13 protein-coding genes and 2 tRNA genes are annotated in these 20,941 nt (G+C 39.4%); 7 read left to right on the top strand and 8 right to left on the bottom strand.

The window, feature by feature from the left end:
• Positions 1-9: 9 nt before the first annotated feature.
• From ACS8FD_RS06795 to ACS8FD_RS06785, 3 genes are all read right to left on the bottom strand, one after another.
• The gene (locus ACS8FD_RS06795) at positions 10-1,212 is read right to left on the bottom strand and encodes an AAA family ATPase (protein ID WP_439275079.1); all 1,203 of its coding nucleotides are present in this window, start codon (positions 1,210-1,212) and stop codon (positions 10-12) included.
• A 71-nt stretch (positions 1,213-1,283) separates the two neighbouring features.
• Positions 1,284-1,814, bottom strand: a complete 531-nt coding sequence (locus ACS8FD_RS06790; RefSeq protein ID WP_439275078.1) for a Holliday junction resolvase-like protein — start codon at positions 1,812-1,814, stop codon at positions 1,284-1,286.
• 45 nt (positions 1,815-1,859) lie between these two features.
• Positions 1,860-2,747, bottom strand: coding sequence for a competence protein CoiA family protein (locus ACS8FD_RS06785; protein WP_439275077.1), 888 nt, complete (start codon positions 2,745-2,747; stop codon positions 1,860-1,862).
• Positions 2,748-2,858: 111 nt separating this feature from the next.
• Between ACS8FD_RS06785 and ACS8FD_RS06780 the strand changes: the two genes are divergently transcribed.
• From ACS8FD_RS06780 to ACS8FD_RS06755, 6 genes are all read left to right on the top strand, one after another.
• On the top strand, positions 2,859-3,938 hold the full coding sequence (locus ACS8FD_RS06780) for a hypothetical protein (protein ID WP_439275076.1): 1,080 nt from the start codon (positions 2,859-2,861) through the stop codon (positions 3,936-3,938).
• 101 nt (positions 3,939-4,039) lie between these two features.
• Positions 4,040-7,336: a helicase-related protein gene (locus tag ACS8FD_RS06775; RefSeq protein ID WP_439275075.1), complete on the top strand. Its 3,297-nt coding sequence runs from the start codon at positions 4,040-4,042 to the stop codon at positions 7,334-7,336.
• Positions 7,336-8,250 carry a DUF4391 domain-containing protein gene (locus tag ACS8FD_RS06770; protein WP_439275074.1) on the top strand — a complete coding sequence of 305 codons (915 nt, stop codon included), beginning with the start codon at positions 7,336-7,338 and terminating at the stop codon, positions 8,248-8,250. Before ACS8FD_RS06775 ends, ACS8FD_RS06770 begins: the two co-directional genes overlap by 1 nt.
• Positions 8,251-8,355: 105 nt before the next feature.
• Positions 8,356-10,218: a site-specific DNA-methyltransferase gene (locus tag ACS8FD_RS06765; protein WP_439275073.1), complete on the top strand. Its 1,863-nt coding sequence runs from the start codon at positions 8,356-8,358 to the stop codon at positions 10,216-10,218.
• 8 nt (positions 10,219-10,226) lie between these two features.
• Positions 10,227-12,188: a site-specific DNA-methyltransferase gene (locus tag ACS8FD_RS06760; protein ID WP_439275072.1), complete on the top strand. Its 1,962-nt coding sequence runs from the start codon at positions 10,227-10,229 to the stop codon at positions 12,186-12,188.
• Positions 12,189-12,198: 10 nt separating this feature from the next.
• Positions 12,199-15,396 (top strand): type III restriction-modification system endonuclease, encoded by a 3,198-nt coding sequence (locus tag ACS8FD_RS06755; protein WP_439275071.1) that lies wholly within the window; start codon positions 12,199-12,201, stop codon positions 15,394-15,396.
• Between the two features lie 202 nt (positions 15,397-15,598).
• Here ACS8FD_RS06755 and ACS8FD_RS06750 read toward each other — a convergent pair whose 3' ends face one another.
• The 5 genes from ACS8FD_RS06750 to ACS8FD_RS06730 form a co-directional block, all read right to left on the bottom strand.
• On the bottom strand, positions 15,599-16,960 hold the full coding sequence (locus tag ACS8FD_RS06750; protein ID WP_439275070.1) for a tyrosine-type recombinase/integrase: 1,362 nt from the start codon (positions 16,958-16,960) through the stop codon (positions 15,599-15,601).
• A 163-nt stretch (positions 16,961-17,123) separates the two neighbouring features.
• A tRNA-Leu gene (locus ACS8FD_RS06745) sits at positions 17,124-17,210 on the bottom strand.
• Between the two features lie 161 nt (positions 17,211-17,371).
• A tRNA-Cys gene (locus ACS8FD_RS06740) sits at positions 17,372-17,445 on the bottom strand.
• 137 nt (positions 17,446-17,582) lie between these two features.
• Positions 17,583-17,717 carry a putative transporter small subunit gene (locus ACS8FD_RS06735; RefSeq protein WP_213017893.1) on the bottom strand — a complete coding sequence of 45 codons (135 nt, stop codon included), beginning with the start codon at positions 17,715-17,717 and terminating at the stop codon, positions 17,583-17,585.
• 134 nt (positions 17,718-17,851) lie between these two features.
• A complete protein-coding gene (locus ACS8FD_RS06730) occupies positions 17,852-19,501 on the bottom strand; it encodes a sodium:solute symporter family protein (protein WP_439275107.1) in 1,650 nt (549 codons plus the stop codon).
• Between the two features lie 430 nt (positions 19,502-19,931).
• Between ACS8FD_RS06730 and folD the strand changes: the two genes are divergently transcribed.
• Positions 19,932-20,858, top strand: a complete 927-nt coding sequence (gene folD / locus ACS8FD_RS06725; protein WP_439275069.1) for a bifunctional methylenetetrahydrofolate dehydrogenase/methenyltetrahydrofolate cyclohydrolase FolD — start codon at positions 19,932-19,934, stop codon at positions 20,856-20,858.
• Positions 20,859-20,941 lie beyond the last annotated feature (83 nt).

Below are 20,941 nucleotides of genomic sequence, written 5' to 3'. Positions count from 1 at the left end.
TCTAGCCCCTTATAGATTTGGTATCGCGTCAAACGCGCCAGCCATATACTTAGCATACAGATTGTCATCGTTACGAACCCCTTCCATCTCATCAAGCCGCCAAGCTTCTGAAGCCTGCTCATACTTTTCAACCAAGTATATTTGATGCTTATTCAATAAGTTAAATACTTCAGGCGTATGGCAACTAAAAATAAGCTGAGCGTTATGAGGGTTATGATGCGATGAGCGAAATAAATCAAAAATGGCAGGTAAAAGTAGGGGGTGTAAGTCGTTATCAAGCTCATCGATAATAGCTACGCCACCATGTTTAAGTACAGGTAGTATTAGGCCAAGCAAGCTATAAGCAGATTGTGTGCCATTAGACTCTTCATAAATCATAAGCTCAAATGAGTCATCACCGACTTTATGAACACCAAAGGGCAGCAGTACTTCTTGCTGCTTTCCTTCGTTGACCATCATTACGCTTTTTATATTAATCTCATCGATGCCCGTATCAAACTGACAAAGTAGCTTTTCAGCGGTTTGTTTTAAGCCATCATCCTTAGCAAACAACTCAGTCATCTCAGGTATAGACTGGCTAAGACTGCCAAGCCTACCCATTGAGACGACATTGGTTTTATAGCCTTCAAACATCTCAATGATTGCTTCTGCTAGTGGTTCATCAAGCAAATTGGCATAACTGATTAAGGAGGCGTTTTTTTTCACGTCATCTGCAAGCGATGGAATGACAAAACCGCGATGCTTATAAACCATCTCATCACCATCATAGTGACGGCTAAAAACGTAGCTAAATAAGCGACTGGTTTTTTTATATAGGGCTTCATTGATCACGCGGCTTTGGCTAAGCGTTAACTCGTAGCGATACTCCTCATAAACACCATCAGCATTTTTGAGTAAAAAGCTCATCTCAAATTCAGATTCCTTGTCTTTGCTCATAGCAAAGGGGCTATACGGGATATTGCCTTCTGAATCAAGGCTGCTGGTAGAGCCGCAGATAAACCAGCGCAAGAACGATATTGCTTTTAGCAGCTGTGTCTTACCAGAGCCATTCGCACCTAAGATCGCTGTGACCTTATTGAGCCGATACTGGTCATGCGCGGTATCGATGTAAAAGTCATAGTTAGACTCAGTTGGTTGCTTACCCAGCGTAAACGATACTTCAGTTGATCCTGGGTAAGAGTAGAAATTATCGAAACGAATATAGGTAATCATAGTTAGCCGTTTTTAACAATATTTTGTGGTTTATAGGCTACGATAGCATAATAATGATCACGTAGTATAGTTTAGCTTGTCAAGATGGTAATATTTTCAGTGTCCTCGCAATGCTTGATTCGAAGCTCCTTGAAACTGACTTGACCATTTTCGATCGCTTGCTTAATAATTCTCTGACGCACATTTAATCTAGCATTACCTGTTTTTACCTCAGCAATAATGATCTGTACATCTTCTACATCAGCCAACCCTTCTGAGCATGCATGAAGATTTTGAAAAATCATATAATCAATTGGTTCTCCTAAGAAGCGGCAATCAGATGGATTGTAAGGAAAATCAGCGATAAAGGGAGTGAATTGTTCACCGATTTGACCTTTTAGTACATTACGCTGCATGTTATTAGAGCGCTTTTTAGCGTCCTTAATTTTTTGAGCAAGCTCAACTTCAAAATCAGCTTGTTGCTGGGTTATCGCGGTTTGAATATTGGCGATATCACGCTCGCTTTGTAAAATAGTTTTGTTTTGCGCTAAGATTTTTTGGACGGCAAGTACCAGCAAAACGAAAGCAACAAGAATGGTGAGTAGTAGAATAGTATTGTTCATAATCGGTTCCTAAGTAAAGTATAATAAACGTGGCTAGGCATCTGGCTATTGTTTTGGTGTCATATCCATTTCTTGCAGTCGTTTCAAGACGGTGTCTGAAAAGGGCCTAAAGTAATTCCATGACTTGTATTTTTTATTGTACTTACCGCCGCCTTCGTTACGCCACTGCTTTAGTATTTCGATGACATCGTGGTTATAGGTCACACATTTCACTGACACCATGCCTGAATTAAATACCCTCACATCTACCCAGCTGTGCTTGATCGTAAAGCGATAAGTGCTATACCCCTTATCAAAGCTTTCATTGCTATCTTCTTCAGTGGTCTTTTGACAGTTATCAGTAGGTTCAACTGATAGAGTAGACGCTGTTGTAGTACTTGGTTTAGGGAATACCCATTGTTTATTACTCACACAGTCCAAAATATAATCTTTCGCTTCATTGCTTGGCAGCTCCATATCTTGTTTAATAATCTCACGCAAGTCGATCTCTATTGTCTTGATACCAAGCTGCTTAATAAATGCAGATTTATCCGCATCGATAAATGATGTTACTGCCACCTCGATAAACATTATTTCGTCATCGATAGTCGCTACTAGATCAGGTCGTATAGAGCCAATAGCTTGTTCTGTGACCAAATGATCAAACTGCCAAGTCTTGTCATCATCGTTTCGTTCGTCAGGTAATGCTGGTAGCGTTAAATAATTTTCATCCATAATGACTTGCTTGGCAAACTTGTGTAGGATACTTTCAGGGTGAATCGTACAGCTTTCTTTATTGCTAAGGTGTGAGAAATGATGCTCATTTTTCTCACCTTTACGAGCCACAACGGGCTCACCACATTCAAAGCAAAAACACATACAAGCCAGCCCTCGCTCGACTTGCTTAACATTGACGATCTGCTTTTGCTCATTAACAGCGATTGACATAGACATAGTTACCATCCTCTTGTTAGTTAGTTAGGAGTGAAGTAACTATGCGATGAAATTTGGCTTTAAAACAGGCTGCTATAGGGGTGTTAACAGGGGTTTAAACGGTAGATTTCTATGAAAAACAATCATTTAGAGGTATTCAATGAATTGCATAATCAGTTGTTAAACTATCCCCGTGATACGCTTTGGAATACGTATTTAAAAACTATTGTCAGTGAACAGCTTAGAAAAATTGAGTATTCGGACGATGGGTTTGAGCCTGAAAAGCTATCAAGGCAGCAAATTTATGCCAAAGCAAAAAATATTGATGAAAAAAGTATAGACAGTCAAACCGCCAAAAATGCGGTTAAAACGATAAAGTTAAAGGCGACTTTAAAAGCGTTTATTAATGATCAACCAGACTGTAAAAAGGCGTTTATCAATCTAGGGTATGAGCCAATAATTGTTACATCGGCATCAGGGGGTGGTTCGAAAAATAAGACTTTGCTATGGATGGATATTCAAACTATCGAAAGTAAACGGTCAGAGCAAGAGCAGATAGATAAGTTGACTACCGTTGAAGCTGATGGCGATATTGAAGAGGCTGAGGACTTAAGTACTATTACGTACGAACGTAAAGCCACATCCGATGTTAAACCATCATTATTTACCAAGCTGTTTTTTAATCAAGGTGAGCTTAAAATACTTAGCGTGAAAGGAATCTTTCTTATGCTACTACTGATGGCAGTATTCGTGTTCGATGTTTTGATAGCGATATACGCCTTTTTAGTGCTCTTACTACTGGATGATCTGCCTACTGTCAGCTTATGGCAAGCTATTTTGTTTAGTGCAATGATACCTTTTGCTTATATCAGCTGGCGCTACTTTTTCATGCCGTTATACTTGCTGCCTTATCATCGTGTGATTAAAGCGCCTATGTTTTTTGCCAACGTAAATGTTGATAATGCTGATATCGAAATGTACAGAGACAAAAACAGGCTGAACGTCGCTAGAGTGACAGAGTTTACCGCAACTTGTCCTATCTGCTCAGGAACAATCATACTGGCGCAAGGTAAGCCTGATCAAAGGCCACCGCTAGTGGGGCGCTGTAAGGAAGCTCCCCATGCTCATGTATATAGTTTTGATCGGATGACGATGAAGGGGTGTTTTTTGGGGGTGCCGGATTATTTAGTAGATATAAAGAATGAAAACTAAGAAGTAAAGGCGATACATTGGTGAAAAACTAAGAGGCTGTTAATATGGATAGAATTTTGATTAAGATAAAAGGGTAACTAATTGGTATGCTAATAGATAACGTGGTAGAAAAAGTATCTGATACTCTTATTAGCTCAATTCGAGATAATGACAAGCTTGCAGTAATGACAGGCCTCTTCTCTATATACGCATACGAACATTTAAAAGAATCACTTGATAAAGTTGATTCAGCTCGACTGCTATTCTCTCAAGCTAAAGGGTTTGATTATTTAAGCTCATCAGATAATGAGTCTCCATTTGGTGCGCTAAATGGTACAGCGCTAGAAAATAAGTTTCGTAATCAGCTAAAACAAAAGGCAGTAGCTCAAGAGTTTGCAAGTTGGTTAGAGAAAAAAGTTTCAGTTCGACTGGTTCAACAGGTTGGTGCAGTTCATCAACATGTCATACATGTTGATTCAATGTCTGAATCGGTTGCTATCAACGGGGCACAATTTAACGGTCAAGGTTTGGGTCTAACTGAATCTAAGGGTTTTGATATGATAACCCTTGCAAACGCTGATCAAGCCAAAGAATTGCTTTCTTTTTTTAATCGAGTTTGGGGTAGCAAAGCGCAAGTCAAAGAAGCTAAAGAGCTTTATCAAGCAGAATTAGCAAAACTCACTTCTGATCAAACACCACAGTTTATTTACTTCATTACTCTATATAGCATCTTTAAAGGCTTTATTGGTGAGCTGCAAGAAGATAAGATTTTAAAAGTCAAAACAGGTTTTAAAGATACTATCGTCTGGAATAAGCTCTATAAGTTTCAAAAGGATGGCGTTTTAGGTGCAATCAATAAGCTGGAACACTTCAACGGATGTATTATCGCTGATAGTGTAGGCTTAGGTAAAACATTCGAGGCACTTGCTGTAATTAAGTACTACGAGCTTCGTAATGATAAGGTCTTAGTGCTCTGTCCAAAAAAGTTGCGTGATAACTGGCTAATCTATACACAGAACGATAAGCGTAACTTACTTGCAAGTGACCGTTTCAATTATGATGTGCTAAATCATACGGACATGAGTCGTACCAGTGGTTATTCAGGAGATATAAATCTTGAAACTATTAACTGGGGTAATTATGACCTCGTTGTAATTGATGAGTCTCATAACTTTAGAAATAATAATCCTAAAAAAGATGGGCGTAATCGCTATCAAAGGTTACTTGAGGATATCATTCAAGCTGGCGTAAAAACTAAAGTGCTGATGCTTTCTGCCACACCAGTAAATAACCGTTTGAATGATATGAAAAACCAAGTGGCTTTCATTACTGAAGCAAATGACCATGCTTTGCTAGATCATGGCATTAGCAGTATTGAAGGAACACTAAGGCAAGCGCAAACAAGGTTTTCAAAATGGGCAGAACAAGATCCTGATGAGCGTACTTCAAAAGATTTGCTTGATTCAATGAACTTTGATTATTTTAAGTTGCTTGATATTTATACTATTGCTCGTTCTCGCAAACATATTGAAAAGTATTATGGCACCTCAGACATGGGGAATTTCCCTACACGTCTGCTACCGATCAACTTGAAGGCTTCAATAGACCTAAAGAATCAGTTCCCACCTTTAGAAGAGGTAAATAAAAATATCCGTAGGCTCTCATTAGCGTTCTACTCACCAATAAAGTACGTCAGAGTAGATAAAAAAGCTGAATATGCTCGAAGGTATGACCAAGAAGTTAAAGGCGGAAAAAGTGTATTTAAGCAGATTGATCGTGAAGAAAGCTTAATTCATCTTATCCGCATTAACTTATTGAAGCGTATGGAAAGCTCCATTCACTCATTCACACTAACGTTAGAAAAATTACTCACTCAAGTGAATGTGTTGCTAGAAAAAATAGATCATTTTGACTCTAATCTGATGAGTGAGCAGACAGAAGAGTTTATGGCTCCATCAATTGAAGAAATTGACGACCTCGAATTTGAATCTCCAGAGTTAGCCCCATACCTAATTGGAAATAAAACAAAGGTTCGAATTCAGGATGTAGATTTAATTAGATTTACTCAAGATCTAGAAGCGGATAGTATTTTTATTCAAGAAATCTTACGTGTATCTAAAAGTATAGATGCAGCACGAGATGCGAAGCTAACAATGCTAAAAAGTAACTATTCTGATAAATGTAAAAACCCAATAAACGGAAATAATAAAAAAGTAATAATTTTTACGGCATTTGCTGATACAGCGGAATACCTGTATAAAAATATTTCTCCATGGGCTGAGCAAGAGCTAGGTCTCCATTCAGCAATCATTACAGGACAACGTACAGAGACGACTTTACGTGGAACTGATGGTAAGAAGTTCAAAACAGACCTGAACAGCCTTCTTACTCACTTCTCACCTAAATCGAAAGAACGTGACAAAGTATTCCCTGAGTTTAAAGAAGAGATTGATATTTTAATTGCTACTGATTGCATTTCAGAAGGCCAGAACCTTCAGGATTGCGATTATCTCATCAACTATGATATTCATTGGAATCCAGTTCGTATCATTCAGCGCTTTGGACGTATTGATCGTTTGGGTTCAACCAATGATGTCATTCAGCTGGTTAACTTTTGGCCAAACATGGAATTAGATGAGTATATTAATCTTGAAGCTAGAGTTAGTGGTCGAATGGTCTTACTTGATATTTCAGCAACAGGTGAAGAAAATATAATTGAGCAAGATCCAAAAATAAATAAAGGAATGAATGATCTTGAGTATCGCAGAAAGCAGCTTGAACAGCTTCAAAATGCCGTCGTAGACCTTGAGGAAATATCTGGTGGTGTATCTATCACAGACCTCACTCTCAATGACTTTAGAATGGATTTAACAGGCTTTATTAGTAATAATGAGCAAGATAATACTAGCTTGCTAGAGCAAACTCCAATTGGTTTGTTCGCTCCTGTGATTATATCTAAAGAAGCATTTGAATCAGAATCAAGCCAGTTTGCAGGATTGCAGGATGAGGTTGAACCAGGTGTTATTTTCTGTCTAAAAGATATCAAGGGTAAAGTACAAGTCGAAGATAGCTATTCTCTCGCACCTTACTATCTTGTTTATGTCTCTGATGAAGAAGAGGTTTTACTCTCGTTTACTCAGTCCAAGAATATTCTTGATCTATGTAAAAAGCTAGGGTCAGAGCTAACCGAGGTTAGCCAGTCCAGTACAGCTTATCAAGAATTTGCTAACAGAACTAAAAATGGTAAACAGATGAAACATTATCAAAATCTTTTATCGAAAGCAGTGGCAAATATTGCTGGTAAAAGTGAAGAGATTGGTGCTGTGAGCTTGTTTAACAGAGGCGGAACAGTCTTGTCAGCATCTAGCACTCAAAACGTGAATGACTTTGAAGTGATCAGTTATATGGTTGTCTTGTAATGGAATATATAAATTTTCGAGCTGTTTCTGAAGAAAATGATCATTCTCAAGTTTGTGGCAGCTTGATAGACAAGGTATGTGACCACTTAAAGCTTCCTGAGTCTACATTCCTTGGTACGCGCATCACTAAAAAAATGCTCATAGATAACAATGAGCTTAGTAGTCATGATAAGAAATTAGTCACTGACCTTATTCAATCTATAGAATGGCGCAATACTCTGAAGCCAGACACAGTTAATATTTCTATATATGTGACTGAGACAGTTGAATACCTAGAAGTAGCGGTAATACGTGTTGTGCTAAAAGCTGGTAAGAAGCACAAAGACAGACTCACAAATATAACCAAGCTACTGCATACTTTAATTCCTTATCCGCTCGTTCTGTTGGTTGAGCTGCAGGATGAGTTAGCAATTAGCTTGGCTGACAAGCGGATTAACCAAGCTGATAAAACCAAGCTGGTCATTGAGCATATTTATAACAGCGACTGGTTGCATCCAGAAAAACTAAGTGCTAACGAAAACGATTTTCTTAATGACTTTTCTTTGGTGAACGTCTCAAGTCTTAATCATTTTGAGCTCTATCAAGATCTTATCTCAATGATTATAGGGTTAAAGGCCAGTAGGATTTCTGGAAATTACGAATCAAAGAACTCTTCCATATCTCAAAGAAACTATAAGCCTGAAGCACAAGTAGGTAGTGAAAAAATTGGCACATCAACTAGCTCGGATTTTTCTGAGAAGAGTAACGAAGATAAAACAGCTTTACTCCAAAAATTAGAAGGGTTGGAAACAGAACTAGCTAGTATCAGAAATAAGTTAAAAAAAGAAACGCAAATGAATATTAAGTTGCGTCTTAACGTAGAGGCAAAAAAGGCAAAGCAAGAAATTGCTACTATCAAAAATGAATTACAGTAGGGTGAGTCACCTAAGAATACAAGCTTAGTTATCTCTACTAGCACAGTGGCAGTGTAACTATAGACTAATAAACAGGCCTAAAGGGTATATACAGAAATGAGTGAAATGGAAAAAATTACTGGCAATAGCCCAGAAGCGAAAAGCTTAGACATTACACAGCAAAACATTGAACAGCTTAGGCAGCTTTTTCCAGATGTTTTTTCTGAAAATAAAATTGATGTCCATGCACTGACAGCACAGTTAATTGAAAGTGGTGGTGAGGTTATAAGCCCAGAAGAAGAGCGCTATAACTTTACTTGGAATGGCAAGACTAAGGCACGTCAGATTGCCCAAACTCCTTCAATAGGCACACTACGGCCTAGCAAAGAAGAAAGCGTAAACTGGGACAAGACAGAAAACCTATTTATTGAGGGCGATAACCTTGAAGTGCTCAAGCTACTACAAAAGTCTTATCATAAAAAAGTGAAGATGATTTATATCGATCCTCCTTATAATACTGGAAGAGATTTTATATATAAGGATAACTTTCAAGATAATATTAAAAATTATTTAGAGATATCAGGTCAAGCTGACCTTAGTGGCAATAAGTTAAGTACAAACTCTGATACATCAGGGCGTTATCATTCAAATTGGCTATCTATGATGTACCCCCGTTTAAAGCTTGCGAGAAACTTGTTGAAAGATGATGGAGTGATATTTATATCCATTGATGATAGTGAATACTCTAACGTAAAATCTATTTGTGATGAAATATTTGGTGAAGAGAACTTCATCGAACCTTTTGTGTGGATTAAAAAAACTGCTCCAAACAATGTAGTTATTGGAGGTGTGCATGAATATATTTTAGTTTATGCAAAAAACCAAAGCGAGGTTAATCTGAACTTACTACCTCGGGATATTGAGAAAGACAAGAAGTATAAAAATCCTGATAATGACCCTCGAGGCCGATGGGCTCCAGACAATCTAACCGCAGCTGCTAAAGGTGGTAGAGCTACCCCTAGCTTGATCTACGAAATTGTTAATCCTATAACAGAGCAGAAGCATATGCCACCTGAAGGTAGAATGTGGATTGTACCAGAAGATCAAATGTTAGATAAAATAAAAGACGGTTCTATATATTGGGGAAAAAAGGGTGACGGTCGTCCAATGGATAAGAAGTTTTTAAAAGATATACGAAACGGGGTTTCCGCCTCAACATTGCTTAATGATGTTGGGAGTAACAGTACTGCTTCTAAAGATTTAGCTAGTTTATTTGATGGGAATGTATTTTTCGAAACCCCAAAACCTGTAAAGATGTTACAGAGATTCGTTCAGCTTGGATTAAACGATGGCGACTTAGCTTTAGATTTTTTTGCAGGGTCAGCAACTTTAGCAGAAGCTATATACAGACAAAATATGGAGGATAATAAAGCGCGAAAATACATTCTTTGTCAGTTACCAGAGGAGTACCCTGTTGACTCTAAAGCATTTAAGTCTGGATTCAAAAAAATATCAACATTTGCCATCGAACGTATTAAAAGGGCTGAAGCAAAGCTTAATATGAAAGAAAGTTATGGCTTCAAGGTATTTCAGCTCGATGAAACAAATATTAAACCGTGGGACGCTAATTTTGATAACTTAGAGCAAGTTCTTCAACAAGCGACAGAATCCATAAAATCAGATCGCTCAAGCGAAGATGTACTTTATGAGATTTTACTTAAATACGGCATTGAACTCACAGTTCAAGTAGAGACTGAAATTGTAAATGGTAAAGAGGTCTTTGTGGTTGGAGCAGGTGCATTGATTGTATGCTTAGACGATGGCATCACAAGTGAGGTCGTTGAAGGTATTGCTAAGCTTAAAGATAAGCTAGATCCAGAAACAACTCAGGTTGTATTTAAAGACGCAGGTTTTGCAGACAGTAATGTAAAAACAAATGCCATCCAGATCTTAAAACAAGCTGGTATTGACGATGTTAAAAGTATATAGGAAGCGAAATGGAAAAAATTACTGGCGATAGCCTAGAAGCAAAAAGCTTAGACATTACACAGCAAAACATTGAACAGCTTAAGCAGCTTTTTCCTGATGTTTTTTCTGAAAACAAAATTGATTTTGAGACTCTTAAAGCAGTCTTAGGAGCAGAAGTTGATGATTCAGAAGAACGCTATAACTTTACTTGGAATGGCAAAATCAAGGCGCGTCAAATCGCTCAAACGCCTTCGACAGGTACACTCCGTCCTAGTAAGGAAGAAAGTGTAAACTGGGGCACGACAGAAAACTTATTTATTGAAGGCGATAACCTTGAAGTGCTCAAGCTACTACAAAAGTCTTATCATAAAAAAGTTAAGATGATTTATATCGACCCTCCTTATAACACAGGTAAGGATTTTGTATATAAGGATAATTTTAGAGATAACATACAGAACTACCTTGAACAGACGAATCAAGTTGATGGTCAAGGCAATAAGTTGAGTACAAATTCTGACACTTCAGGACGCTACCATTCAGACTGGCTTAATATGATGTACCCTCGATTAAGACTTGCAAGAAACCTGCTTTCTGATGATGGAGTTATTTTTATTTCTATTGATCATAATGAAGTTGGCAATTTGCTATCTATAGTAAATGAGATCTTTGGTGAGCAGAATATGCTCGGATTGATTTCAAATATTAATAACCCTAAAGGTCGTTCTGACGATAAGTTTATTGCTACTGCTAATGAATACATTTTAGTTATGTCTAAAAATATTGCAGAAGCAAGAACATACGGGTTTGAAGCAGAAGAGCATATAACTAAAAGATATAATAAAACTGATGGTTTTGGTAAAAAGTACCGTGAGATGGATCTTAGAAAGACAGGTGACTCAGATAAAAGAGAAGATCGACCAGATATGTTTTATTATTTTTATCATGATCCAAAGAGTAATCACCTTGAAGTTTCTAAGCGCAGAATCGAAAATACCAACCTAATCGAGATATTTCCACAGAAAGATGATGGTAGTGATGGTCGTTGGCGTTGGGGATTTGATACAGCTTCTGAGCGATTAAGTGATGTCTTTCCGAAATTTATGCCTACTAGAAAAATATGGGGCATCATGGAAAAAGACTATCTAGATGGTCGACCCCCTGTGACACCAACGTCAGCTTGGACTCATAAAGATGTTAATAGTGAGCGTGGAAGTGAGCAATTTATCGAGTTAGGCTTTAATAAGGAGGTTTTTTCAAGACCAAAGCCAGTAGGAACTATTTCAAGATGTATTCAAATTGGCACGTTACCTGATGAAGAGAGTATCGTTCTTGATTTTTTTGCAGGGTCGGGAACGACCGCACAAGCAGTCGCTTACTTGAATGCGAGTAAACAAAGAAAGTTAAAATATATTTCTGTACAGCTCCCAGAGCCTATAGATTTAAGTAGTAAAGAAAACACAGAGGTAATTAGATTCTGCGACTCTATTGGCAGTAAATATTTAATAAGCGAAATAACAAAAGAAAGATTAAAGAGAGTGAACTCTTTATATAGTGATAGATTATCTGATGATCAGAAAGGTTTCAGAGTGCTCAAGCTTGATGAAACAAACATTAAGCCGTGGGATGCAGACTTCGACAACCTAGAGCAAGTTCTAAGAGAAGCAACCGAATCAATTAAAGCGGACCGCTCAAACGAAGATGTGCTCTATGAGATTTTGCTCAAATATGGTATTGAGCTCACAGTTCCAGTAGAGACTGAAATTGTAAATGGTAAGCAAGTCTTTGTTGTTGGTGCTGGCGCATTGATTGTGTGTTTAGATGATGGCATTACAAGTGAAGTAGTCGAAGGTATTGCTAAGCTCAAAGCTGAGTTAGATCCAGAAACAACTCAGGTTGTATTTAAAGACGCAGGCTTTGCAGACAGTAATGTGAAAACTAACGCCATCCAGATCTTAAAACAAGCTGGTATTGACGATGTTAAAAGCATCTAAAGGATAAGTCATGTCTGAAATGAAAATAAAGTTTAATCCTGACCTTTCTCACCAAAAAGATGCGGTTAGCGCCGTTGTAGGTGTATTTGAAGGCCAAGAAACCTTTCAATCAAATTTTTCTGTTGCAAGCAGTGCTCTCAGTAATGAACAGTTAGGTCTATTTTCGAAGAATAATGACATTGGTGTAGCTAATGCGCTTAGTCTGCTACCAGAAGAGCTGTATGAGAATACTCGCAATGTTCAACTGTTGAACGGGCTCCCGCAAACAGAAACAACCAAACAAGCGCTTCCTAGCCTTGACTTTACTATTGATATGGAGACAGGCACAGGTAAGACTTACGTTTACCTGCGTAGCGTATTTGAGCTATATGAACGTTATGGCTTGAGTAAGTTTATTATTGTTGTTCCTTCGGTGGCCATTAAGGAAGGTGTCTATAAGTCTCTTCAAATTACAGAAGAGCATTTCAGAAAAGAATATAAAAATATTCAGTATGATTACTTTGTATATGACTCATCAAAGCGAGATCAGGTAAGGAATTTCGCTACTAATGACTATATTCAAATCATGGTAATCAATATTGATGCTTTCAGTAAGTCATTTACTGACCCTGAAAAAGAGACTAAAGCCAACCTCATTCACCGTACAGATGATCGACTCAATGGCATGAAGCCCATCGAATTTATTCAAGCGACAAACCCAATAGTAATTATTGATGAACCTCAGTCCGTAACTTCTACAGCCAAACGTAAAAAAGCGATTGCTAGCTTAAATCCGTTATGTACATTTCGCTATTCAGCTACCTTAAATGAAGATTTTAATAAACTCTATAAGCTTGATTCAAGAGATGCTTTTGAGCGTAAATTGGTGAAACAAATTGAGGTTGCTTCATTAGAAATTAAAGATAACCATAATCAAGCCTATATCAAGCTTCTTAGCGTTGATAACAAGAAGTCACCAATTACTGCAAAAATTGAAATCGATGCTCAGACCAAAACAGGTAAGTTACAGCCTCGTAAATCTATTACAGTAAAACAAGGTACCGACTTATTCGAAGCCTCTGGTGGCCGAGATCTTTATGAAGGCTATGTGATCAATGATATTTATTGCGAGGAAGGCAGCGAGTATGTTGATTTTACGAGTCGTGATGACATCATAGAACTCAATCAGGCTATTGGTGAAGTTGATCAAGACACTTACAAGCGACTGCAAGTATCGAAGACAGTAGAAGAGCATCTTGAAAAAGAACTGAAATTCTATCGAAAAATTACCACTGGAGTTGATCCAATGGATCACTCTAAAGTTCTTAGTCAAAAAGGAATTAAAGTTCTTAGTCTGTTCTTTATTGATAAAGTAGCCAATTACCGTGGGTACACTAAAGATGGTGTGCCTGTACAAGGTAAGTTTGCCAGTTGGTTTGAAGAAGAGTTTATAAAACAGCTTAAAAAACCAAAGTATCGTGTTTTATACCCTTCAGTATGGGATAAGGATGATGCTGGAAAGTCAATTATCAATGAACAAGCTCTCAAGGAATTGGCAAGCTCTGTTCATGATGGTTACTTTGCCCAAGATAGAAAGAAAGACGCCCTAGGAAATCCGTTGTTTGCAGAATCTAAGCTTTCAGCAAAAGGTGAAGGTGGTAAAACTATTGCTGATGAGTCAGCTTATAACCTCATTATGAAAGATAAAGAAAAGTTGCTCTCAATGGATGAGAAGCTACGGTTTATTTTTAGTCATTCTGCTCTAAAAGAAGGATGGGATAATCCAAACGTATTCCAAATATGTACTTTAAATGAGACCAAGTCTGAAACGAAAAAACGCCAAGAAGTTGGTCGTGGTTTGCGTTTAGCTGTAGATCAGTCAGGTGAGCGAGTGCCTTACGGTTTTGAAGTAAACACACTAACAGTTATGGTAAACGAATCTTATGATCAGTTTGTAGCTAAGTTCCAGAAAGAAATTGAAGAAGAAGAAGGAATTAAGTTTGGTGTGGTAGAAAAACATCAGTTTGCCAATATCGTAATATCCGATGAGCATAATGATAAAGAATTTCTTGGAGCAAAAAAATCAGAAGAGATTTATCAGCACCTTGAAAGTCATGGCTATATAAATAATAAAGGCAAAATTCAAGATTCTCTAAAAATCGATTTAGCTGATAATACAGTTGTTCTACCAGAAAGTGCAAAAGAGCATGCTGAAGCTATTCTTGCTACCTTAACTAAAGTTGCAAGAGGGTTAAGTATCAAGAAACATGAGGAGAAAAAGACTGCTAAGCTCAAGGAGAAAGAGGGTAAGCAAGTCGTATTAGGTGATGATTTTAAGGCCCTTTGGGATCGTATCAAGTATAAAACCACCTATAGAGTGAATTTCAGCGTTAGCGAGCTTGTAGAGAAGTGTATCAAAGAGATCAGAGCCTCTGTTGTTGTTTCTAGTGTTAAGTATGAGTCAAAAAAACGAAGAGTTGAAATTGCTGAATCCGGACTTCTCGTTTCTGATTTGGATTTAGAGGGTAATAAAGTCCAAGACAAACAAGGTGTGCTAGAGGTAAGCTTTAAGCTCCCTGATATTGTAACCTACTTAGAGTCTCAAACGAATCTAACACGTTCAACGATAATTCATATACTACTTGGTTTGGGTGATAAGCTCGAAGCATTTAAGAAAAACCCACAGCTATTTATTCAACAATGTGCGGAAGTCATTCGCAAACAAATGCGTTTAGCGATTGTTGATGGTATCTCGTACCAGCGCATTGGTGATGATAATTATTATGCTCAAGAGCTGTTTCAAGAAGAAGAGCTAACAGGTTATCTAAAAAATATGGTTGAAGCACACAAGTCAGTTTATGATTACATCGTTTGTGACTCTAATACTGAGTTTGAGTTTGCTGAGAAGCTTGAGCAATCAGCAGAAGTTAAGCTTTATACTAAACTACCTGCTTGGTTTAAGATTGATACGCCATTAGGCAGTTATAACCCTGACTGGGCTGTACTGATTGATAAAGATGATGAGATGGGTGAGCAGCTATACTTTGTGGTTGAAACCAAATCAAGCATTTTTTCTGATGATTTGAGAGCAGCTGAGAAGGCCAAGATTGATTGTGGTATAGAGCACTTCAAGGCTTTGAGCAAAGATAGCAATGGTTTAGATTTAGAAAACCCAGCTAAATTCGTGAAAGCTGATAACTATAATACTTTCTCCACACACTTTAGTTAATTAAATGACAATCGCAGATCATGATTAACATGGTCTTCGATTTTTTATATGCTCGAATATATCTATAAATATTAGGCACCCTTCGCAAACCTAAGACATCTAATAAATAGAGTTAAGCTGCCTGACTGATTTTCTGTATCGGTCTAAAGCCTTTTTAGCTAATATTATATCTCTCAATTTATTTAAAAATCGGGTGGGGTGCTTAAGCCTTATTCTTCAACATGGCTAACACCTGATCCTCTCCCAATTCTGCGATTAACGCTTGCAGCTGGGCAGTAGGGTTAGCTGTATCTTTAGTATCAGCTCTAAACTTAGCGGTATCCTTACCTTCTCTTAAAGCGTTTAAATAATCCGCCCACTTCTGCATCATCTGCGCCCGATCATCAATATACTCAAACCGACCATATGCCGTGCCATTAGGATCTTTAGTCGTATGACCCAATGCCATCTCAACAAGCACAAGCGGATACTTTAATTGCTCTTGTAAAATGGTCTTCGCTGTGGCTCTAAAACCGTGAGCACAATGTATGTCTTTATAGCCCAAATCTTTTAAACGCTTATTTGCCGTCGCATCAGAGATGATCTGATGCTTTTTTGCCGTCTGACTGAAAAACACATATGGAGTATGACCGTTAATTTTATGCTGCTCACGCAAAATAGCCACTGCTTGACGAGGTAGGGGAATCACCATGTCTTTAACCATGTTTACCTTACCTTGTCCTTTGAGTGGCTTTAGTGTCCACCTGCCAGCATCTAGATCAATATCAGCCCAACGCATACGTCTTAAATCACCATTACGCACGAACAGTAACGCCAATAGCCTAAGCGAGTTTATCGTGTTTAGATCACCTTCTATCGTCTCTATGTCACGCAGTAACTTAGCAAGCTGTTTGGGCTTAGTGATGGCAGGGCGATGACCATAGCTTGACTTAGCTAATTGGCTTTTAATTAACGCCGCAGGATTGCTCGTACAGAAGCCACGAGCACCCGCATAAACAAATACGTCACTGGCGATACCTGCGCAGCGCTCAGCCTTATCTGTGGGCTTGCCAGCTTTGTTTAATGAGTTAGCTTGAATGTCTAACAGTACCTCAAGCATTCTAGGCGAGCTGATCTCACTGATTGGCTCATCACCTATGTATGAGCAGATCAGCTCAAGCCGACCTCTTTTACGAATAAGCGTATTACTCTTTTGAGTTTGATCCAAGCTATCAAAATACTCCCAAGCAAAATGACTAAAACTATTGTTAGTATTGCTTAATAGTGTTTTCTGTTCTTCTTCACGATGATCTTTAGGATCGATATTACGGCTAAGCAGTTCTTCATAGTCACGCCATATCTCACGGGCACGTGCAAACGACACACTTGGATACACACCCAGTGAGATGCGTTTATTTTTAGATAAGGTAGGGGACTTATAACGATAGATCCAAGACTTAGTGCCATTTGGTCTGACCATAAGGTAAAGCATTGGATGATGTCTGACAGTCACTAGGTATTCTTTGTCAGCAGCTTTGTGGCTACTAATACTCCGATCGGAGCTAATAGGTTTGCGCTCTTCCATGACGACACCCTCAATGTACATTTAGAAACCAGTGTACATCACAGTGTACATTATATGCACGGATTGGGCTAGATAAGACAGGACAGTATAAGACGTCAGATACAGCAAAGCCCCTGATATCAGGGGCTTTGTCTACTCTATGAGATAGCATAGAACTATATAATGGTACCCGGAGCCGGACTTGAACCGGCACGCTATTTCTAGCGAGGGATTTTAAATCCCTTGTGTCTACCAATTTCACCACCCGGGCAAAACTTGTTTTATCTTAAGCGTAAACTAGCTGATAGACCATCTAGTTACTAGATAAGTGCTCGCTATTATAAGCCGTTATCTCAATAATGCAAGTCAAAATTGAGCTAATTTCTATAAATACCACTATCAATAAAATCTTGAATAGTTGAGCGATATAATTGGAGGCTGGGGTCGGAATCGAACCGGCGTCTACGGATTTGCAATCCGCTGCATAACCACTGTGCTACCCAGCCAAGGGTCACTATATTAGCAAAATTAATTCAAAATACAAGCTATTTTTTGGCTAAATTTTGCTTATTTGTCGTCGCACTCCTGCGAATACTAATTAATAGAGCTAATACAAGCAGTTAACTTGTTTTAATAAAAGTTATTAAACGATATCTTTATTATCGCGTTTGGCTCGCTTGATATCGCGATAGGTGGCAGTGCAAATCAATACTAGCACTGCTAAAGTAATAGCAGGCCAAATCAAAATATATAGGCCGTAAATAAAAGTGTTATCCATGTTGTCTCCTTTTTATGGCTATTTAATAGGGTCTGAGCAATAGCCGCTAAGTAAGTACTTATCAGCGGCTATAGGCTCACTACTGTATTTAGCGAAAGGTTGGCTGACTTTCATCCGTGTCAACCCACCTTATCCTAACGCTTGGGAGTAGGAGTTACCTTAGCTTTTTTGTCATAGTCGCCAACGCGTTTTTTGATCAAATCAAAATCGAAGCGCTCATTGCCCATAAGACTCACAATAGTACAGACAATCGTACTGACGCCATAAGCGGTTAAAGAGGCGACTAATACCATATAATCGCGCAAGAAACCCGTGGCAAATATCAACATCAAGATCAGCGTCACTACCGCGGCGCCCATACCTGCTTTGCGGCCTAAGAAACCAAAGACCATAAGTCCGATAACCACAGCAGCGCCAACGCTCGCCATCGCTTCAAAGAATAGCGCCGTTACGCCTGTAATAGGGATCAACTCAAAACGGGCGATACAGAAGAATATTAAGGCAACAATGACCGCAGAGGTAAACGCGACATTGGTGACTCGGTTCCAAAACACACTAGCGATAACCGGGAATACCACTGCGCCCCATAGCGCGCCGACGAATACTAGCATCACTAAGATGTCGAGCTTAAAGCTGGCAAATATCAGACCAGCAGCGGTGGCGACGATCATCGTACCACGGCCCACAAGCATCATCGTTTTGGGTTTGACATTGCCTTTTTTAGCGATGTTTTTGCCGTAGACGTCCGCCATCATAATCGTCGATAGTGCGGACAAATCAGAATCTGCCGTTGAAGATAACGAACCGATAACTAGAATAAAGAACAACGCAATAAATATTGGATGTAAATAAGTGCTGACCATTTGTGGAATCAGATTATTCATATCACCATTTAGCGGCTCAATACCGATAGTCAAGGCCATTAGACCTATCATACCTAGACCAATGACGATGCCTGCGTAACCGACAGTGGCGGTGACAAAGGTAGCTTTAATTTTGTCTTGATCAATGGCAAACAGCCTTTGGGTAATCGTTTGATTACCAATTGCGTACGCTAATACCGCGACAAAGAAAGGCGCACCTTGCTGTAAAAAGGCTTCTGATGAAAAGAAATCTTGCTGCTCAAGGGTTAGATTGGATAATCCTTCTACCATGACCGTAGGACCGCCCATGGAGAACAGCACGGCCGGAATAATCACTACCCCGATAGCCATCAAAGCCACAAGCTGAGCAAAATCGGTAAAGACTGACGCTCGAAAGCCTGAAGTCAGCGTATAGCTCAGGACGCCGATACCAGCGATAAGTACACCAGTCTGAAAGGATAAGGGTGATAATACTGATACTAGGGCGCCTGCGGCTGTGAAGTTGACCATCAAGCTAATTAAGCTGCCCATAAGATTAGATATGGCTAAAATCAATTGGCTTGATGAGCCGTGGCGGGCGTGAATAAGCTCGCCTAAAGTGTGACCGTTAGGGGCCAATTCGCGAAAGCGCATACCGAATGGGTAGATGAATAAAATCATCAATGCGCCCCAAAAGCCGTAATGAATCGGACCTGATACACCATATTTATAACCGGAAGTAGCCGCTGCATAGAACGAGGCCGCCCAAATCCAAGTGGCGGTCATACTAGCGGCACCCATACCGAAGCCAACACCGTGTCCTGCGACCATAAAACCACTGGTCGATTCTTTGTCTTTTTTGATCAGTAAAGAGAGTAAGTAAGTACCCCCATAAAAAGCGACTAACAGTAAAATAACGGTTAGCGCCGAAAATTGAAACAGTGACTCGTTTTGCAAATTTGCACCTCACTATACTTATAGTTCATGACATAACATGACATAAATATAAACGTAAAAAAGATAAATACCAAAGGAGTAGACCATTAGTATTTGATTTTTGTGTCAATAACCTAACACAGATGTAACCTCAAATCTATTGACCGCCCAGTTAGCTTTTAGCAGGGCTGATCAATAAATGCCCAATAATCTCTAATAAAGACTTTAAGGTAGATCCTAATACAAGGGTTATAAATAATAAGCAGAGGGGTGTTAAAAAGGAGGTGATAAACTTCGATAAAGGTATTAACGAAGCTTAGGAAGAGTGTTTTAATGGACGTAAGTGGGTAGGTTTTTGCCGGTAACAAAGGTACAATATCACGCGTGAATTATACGGATTTCCTTTTTTGTTCATCGTCAAAATTTTGGAGTTATCATGTCAAGTGCGTCAAACACTATTGAACCATCAACTGAGCAAAAATCCGCTACGCTGTTAGATGGCAAAGCGCTCGCTAAACAAATAGAGCACTCACTGAGCCTGCGCGTGGCTACGCTTAAAGATAAGACGGGACGTACCCCAAGCCTTGCGACGATATTGGTCGGTGCCGATCCTGCTTCCGCGACTTATGTGCGTATGAAAGGAAATGCCTGCAAGCGCGTGGGTATGGACTCTATCAAGGTCGAGCTGCCCTCCGAAACTACCACCGAGCAGCTCAAATCTAAAATTGATGAGCTCAATAATAATCCAGATGTGCATGGCATTTTATTACAGCACCCTGTGCCTGATCATATCGATGAGCGCGCGTGCTTTGAGCAAATCGACTTGAAAAAAGATGTCGATGGCGTGACTTGCTTAGGTTTTGGTCGTATGAGTATGGGCGAGTCAGCTTACGGCTCTTGTACACCGCAGGGCATCATGCATCTGCTAGCGCACTACGATATCGAGCTATCGGGTAAGCAGGCGGTGGTGGTCGGGCGTAGTCCGATCTTAGGTAAGCCCATGGCGATGATGCTGTTAAATGCCAACTGCACCGTGACGATCTGCCATTCAAGAACCGAAGATTTGCAAGCTCATGTCGAGCGCGCGGATATCGTTGTTGGTGCTGTCGGCGTACCTGAGCTCATTAAAGCCGAGTGGATTAAACCCGGCGCGGTAGTGGTTGATGCGGGCTTCCACCCTACTGATAACGGCGGCGTTGGTGATATTGAAATGAGCGGTGTGGCTAGTATTGCTAGTGCTTATACGCCAGTACCAGGCGGGGTCGGACCGATGACTATCAATACCTTGATTCGCCAAACGGTTGAGGCCGCAGAAAAGTCAGCCGGACTAGATGCTGAGCTAACAACTGGTGCGACAGGCTGATGACAACGTTACCAGATAAGTCATCAAAGCCTACAAGCGAAGCGAATATTAATGAGACTAGCTCCAATGCAGCTAGTATAGAT

The sequence above is a fragment of the Psychrobacter sp. 1U2 genome (assembly GCF_051847575.1).
Note: the sequence above shows the minus strand (reverse complement) of the source record. Positions and strands in the feature narration are given on the sequence as shown.

Excerpts from the sequence above, each read along its gene's own strand:
- ACS8FD_RS06795 (WP_439275079.1), bottom strand. The coding sequence starts at position 1,212 with ATGATTACCTATATTCGTTTCGATAATTTCTACTCTTACCCAGGATCA.
- ACS8FD_RS06790 (WP_439275078.1), bottom strand. The coding sequence starts at position 1,814 with ATGAACAATACTATTCTACTACTCACCATTCTTGTTGCTTTCGTTTTG.
- ACS8FD_RS06785 (WP_439275077.1), bottom strand. The coding sequence starts at position 2,747 with ATGTCTATGTCAATCGCTGTTAATGAGCAAAAGCAGATCGTCAATGTT.
- ACS8FD_RS06780 (WP_439275076.1), top strand. The coding sequence starts at position 2,859 with ATGAAAAACAATCATTTAGAGGTATTCAATGAATTGCATAATCAGTTG.
- ACS8FD_RS06770 (WP_439275074.1), top strand. The coding sequence starts at position 7,336 with ATGGAATATATAAATTTTCGAGCTGTTTCTGAAGAAAATGATCATTCT.
- ACS8FD_RS06765 (WP_439275073.1), top strand. The coding sequence starts at position 8,356 with ATGGAAAAAATTACTGGCAATAGCCCAGAAGCGAAAAGCTTAGACATT.
- ACS8FD_RS06760 (WP_439275072.1), top strand. The coding sequence starts at position 10,227 with ATGGAAAAAATTACTGGCGATAGCCTAGAAGCAAAAAGCTTAGACATT.
- ACS8FD_RS06755 (WP_439275071.1), top strand. The coding sequence starts at position 12,199 with ATGTCTGAAATGAAAATAAAGTTTAATCCTGACCTTTCTCACCAAAAA.
- ACS8FD_RS06750 (WP_439275070.1), bottom strand. The coding sequence starts at position 16,960 with ATGGAAGAGCGCAAACCTATTAGCTCCGATCGGAGTATTAGTAGCCAC.
- ACS8FD_RS06735 (WP_213017893.1), bottom strand. The coding sequence starts at position 17,717 with ATGGATAACACTTTTATTTACGGCCTATATATTTTGATTTGGCCTGCT.
- folD (WP_439275069.1), top strand. The coding sequence starts at position 19,932 with ATGTCAAGTGCGTCAAACACTATTGAACCATCAACTGAGCAAAAATCC.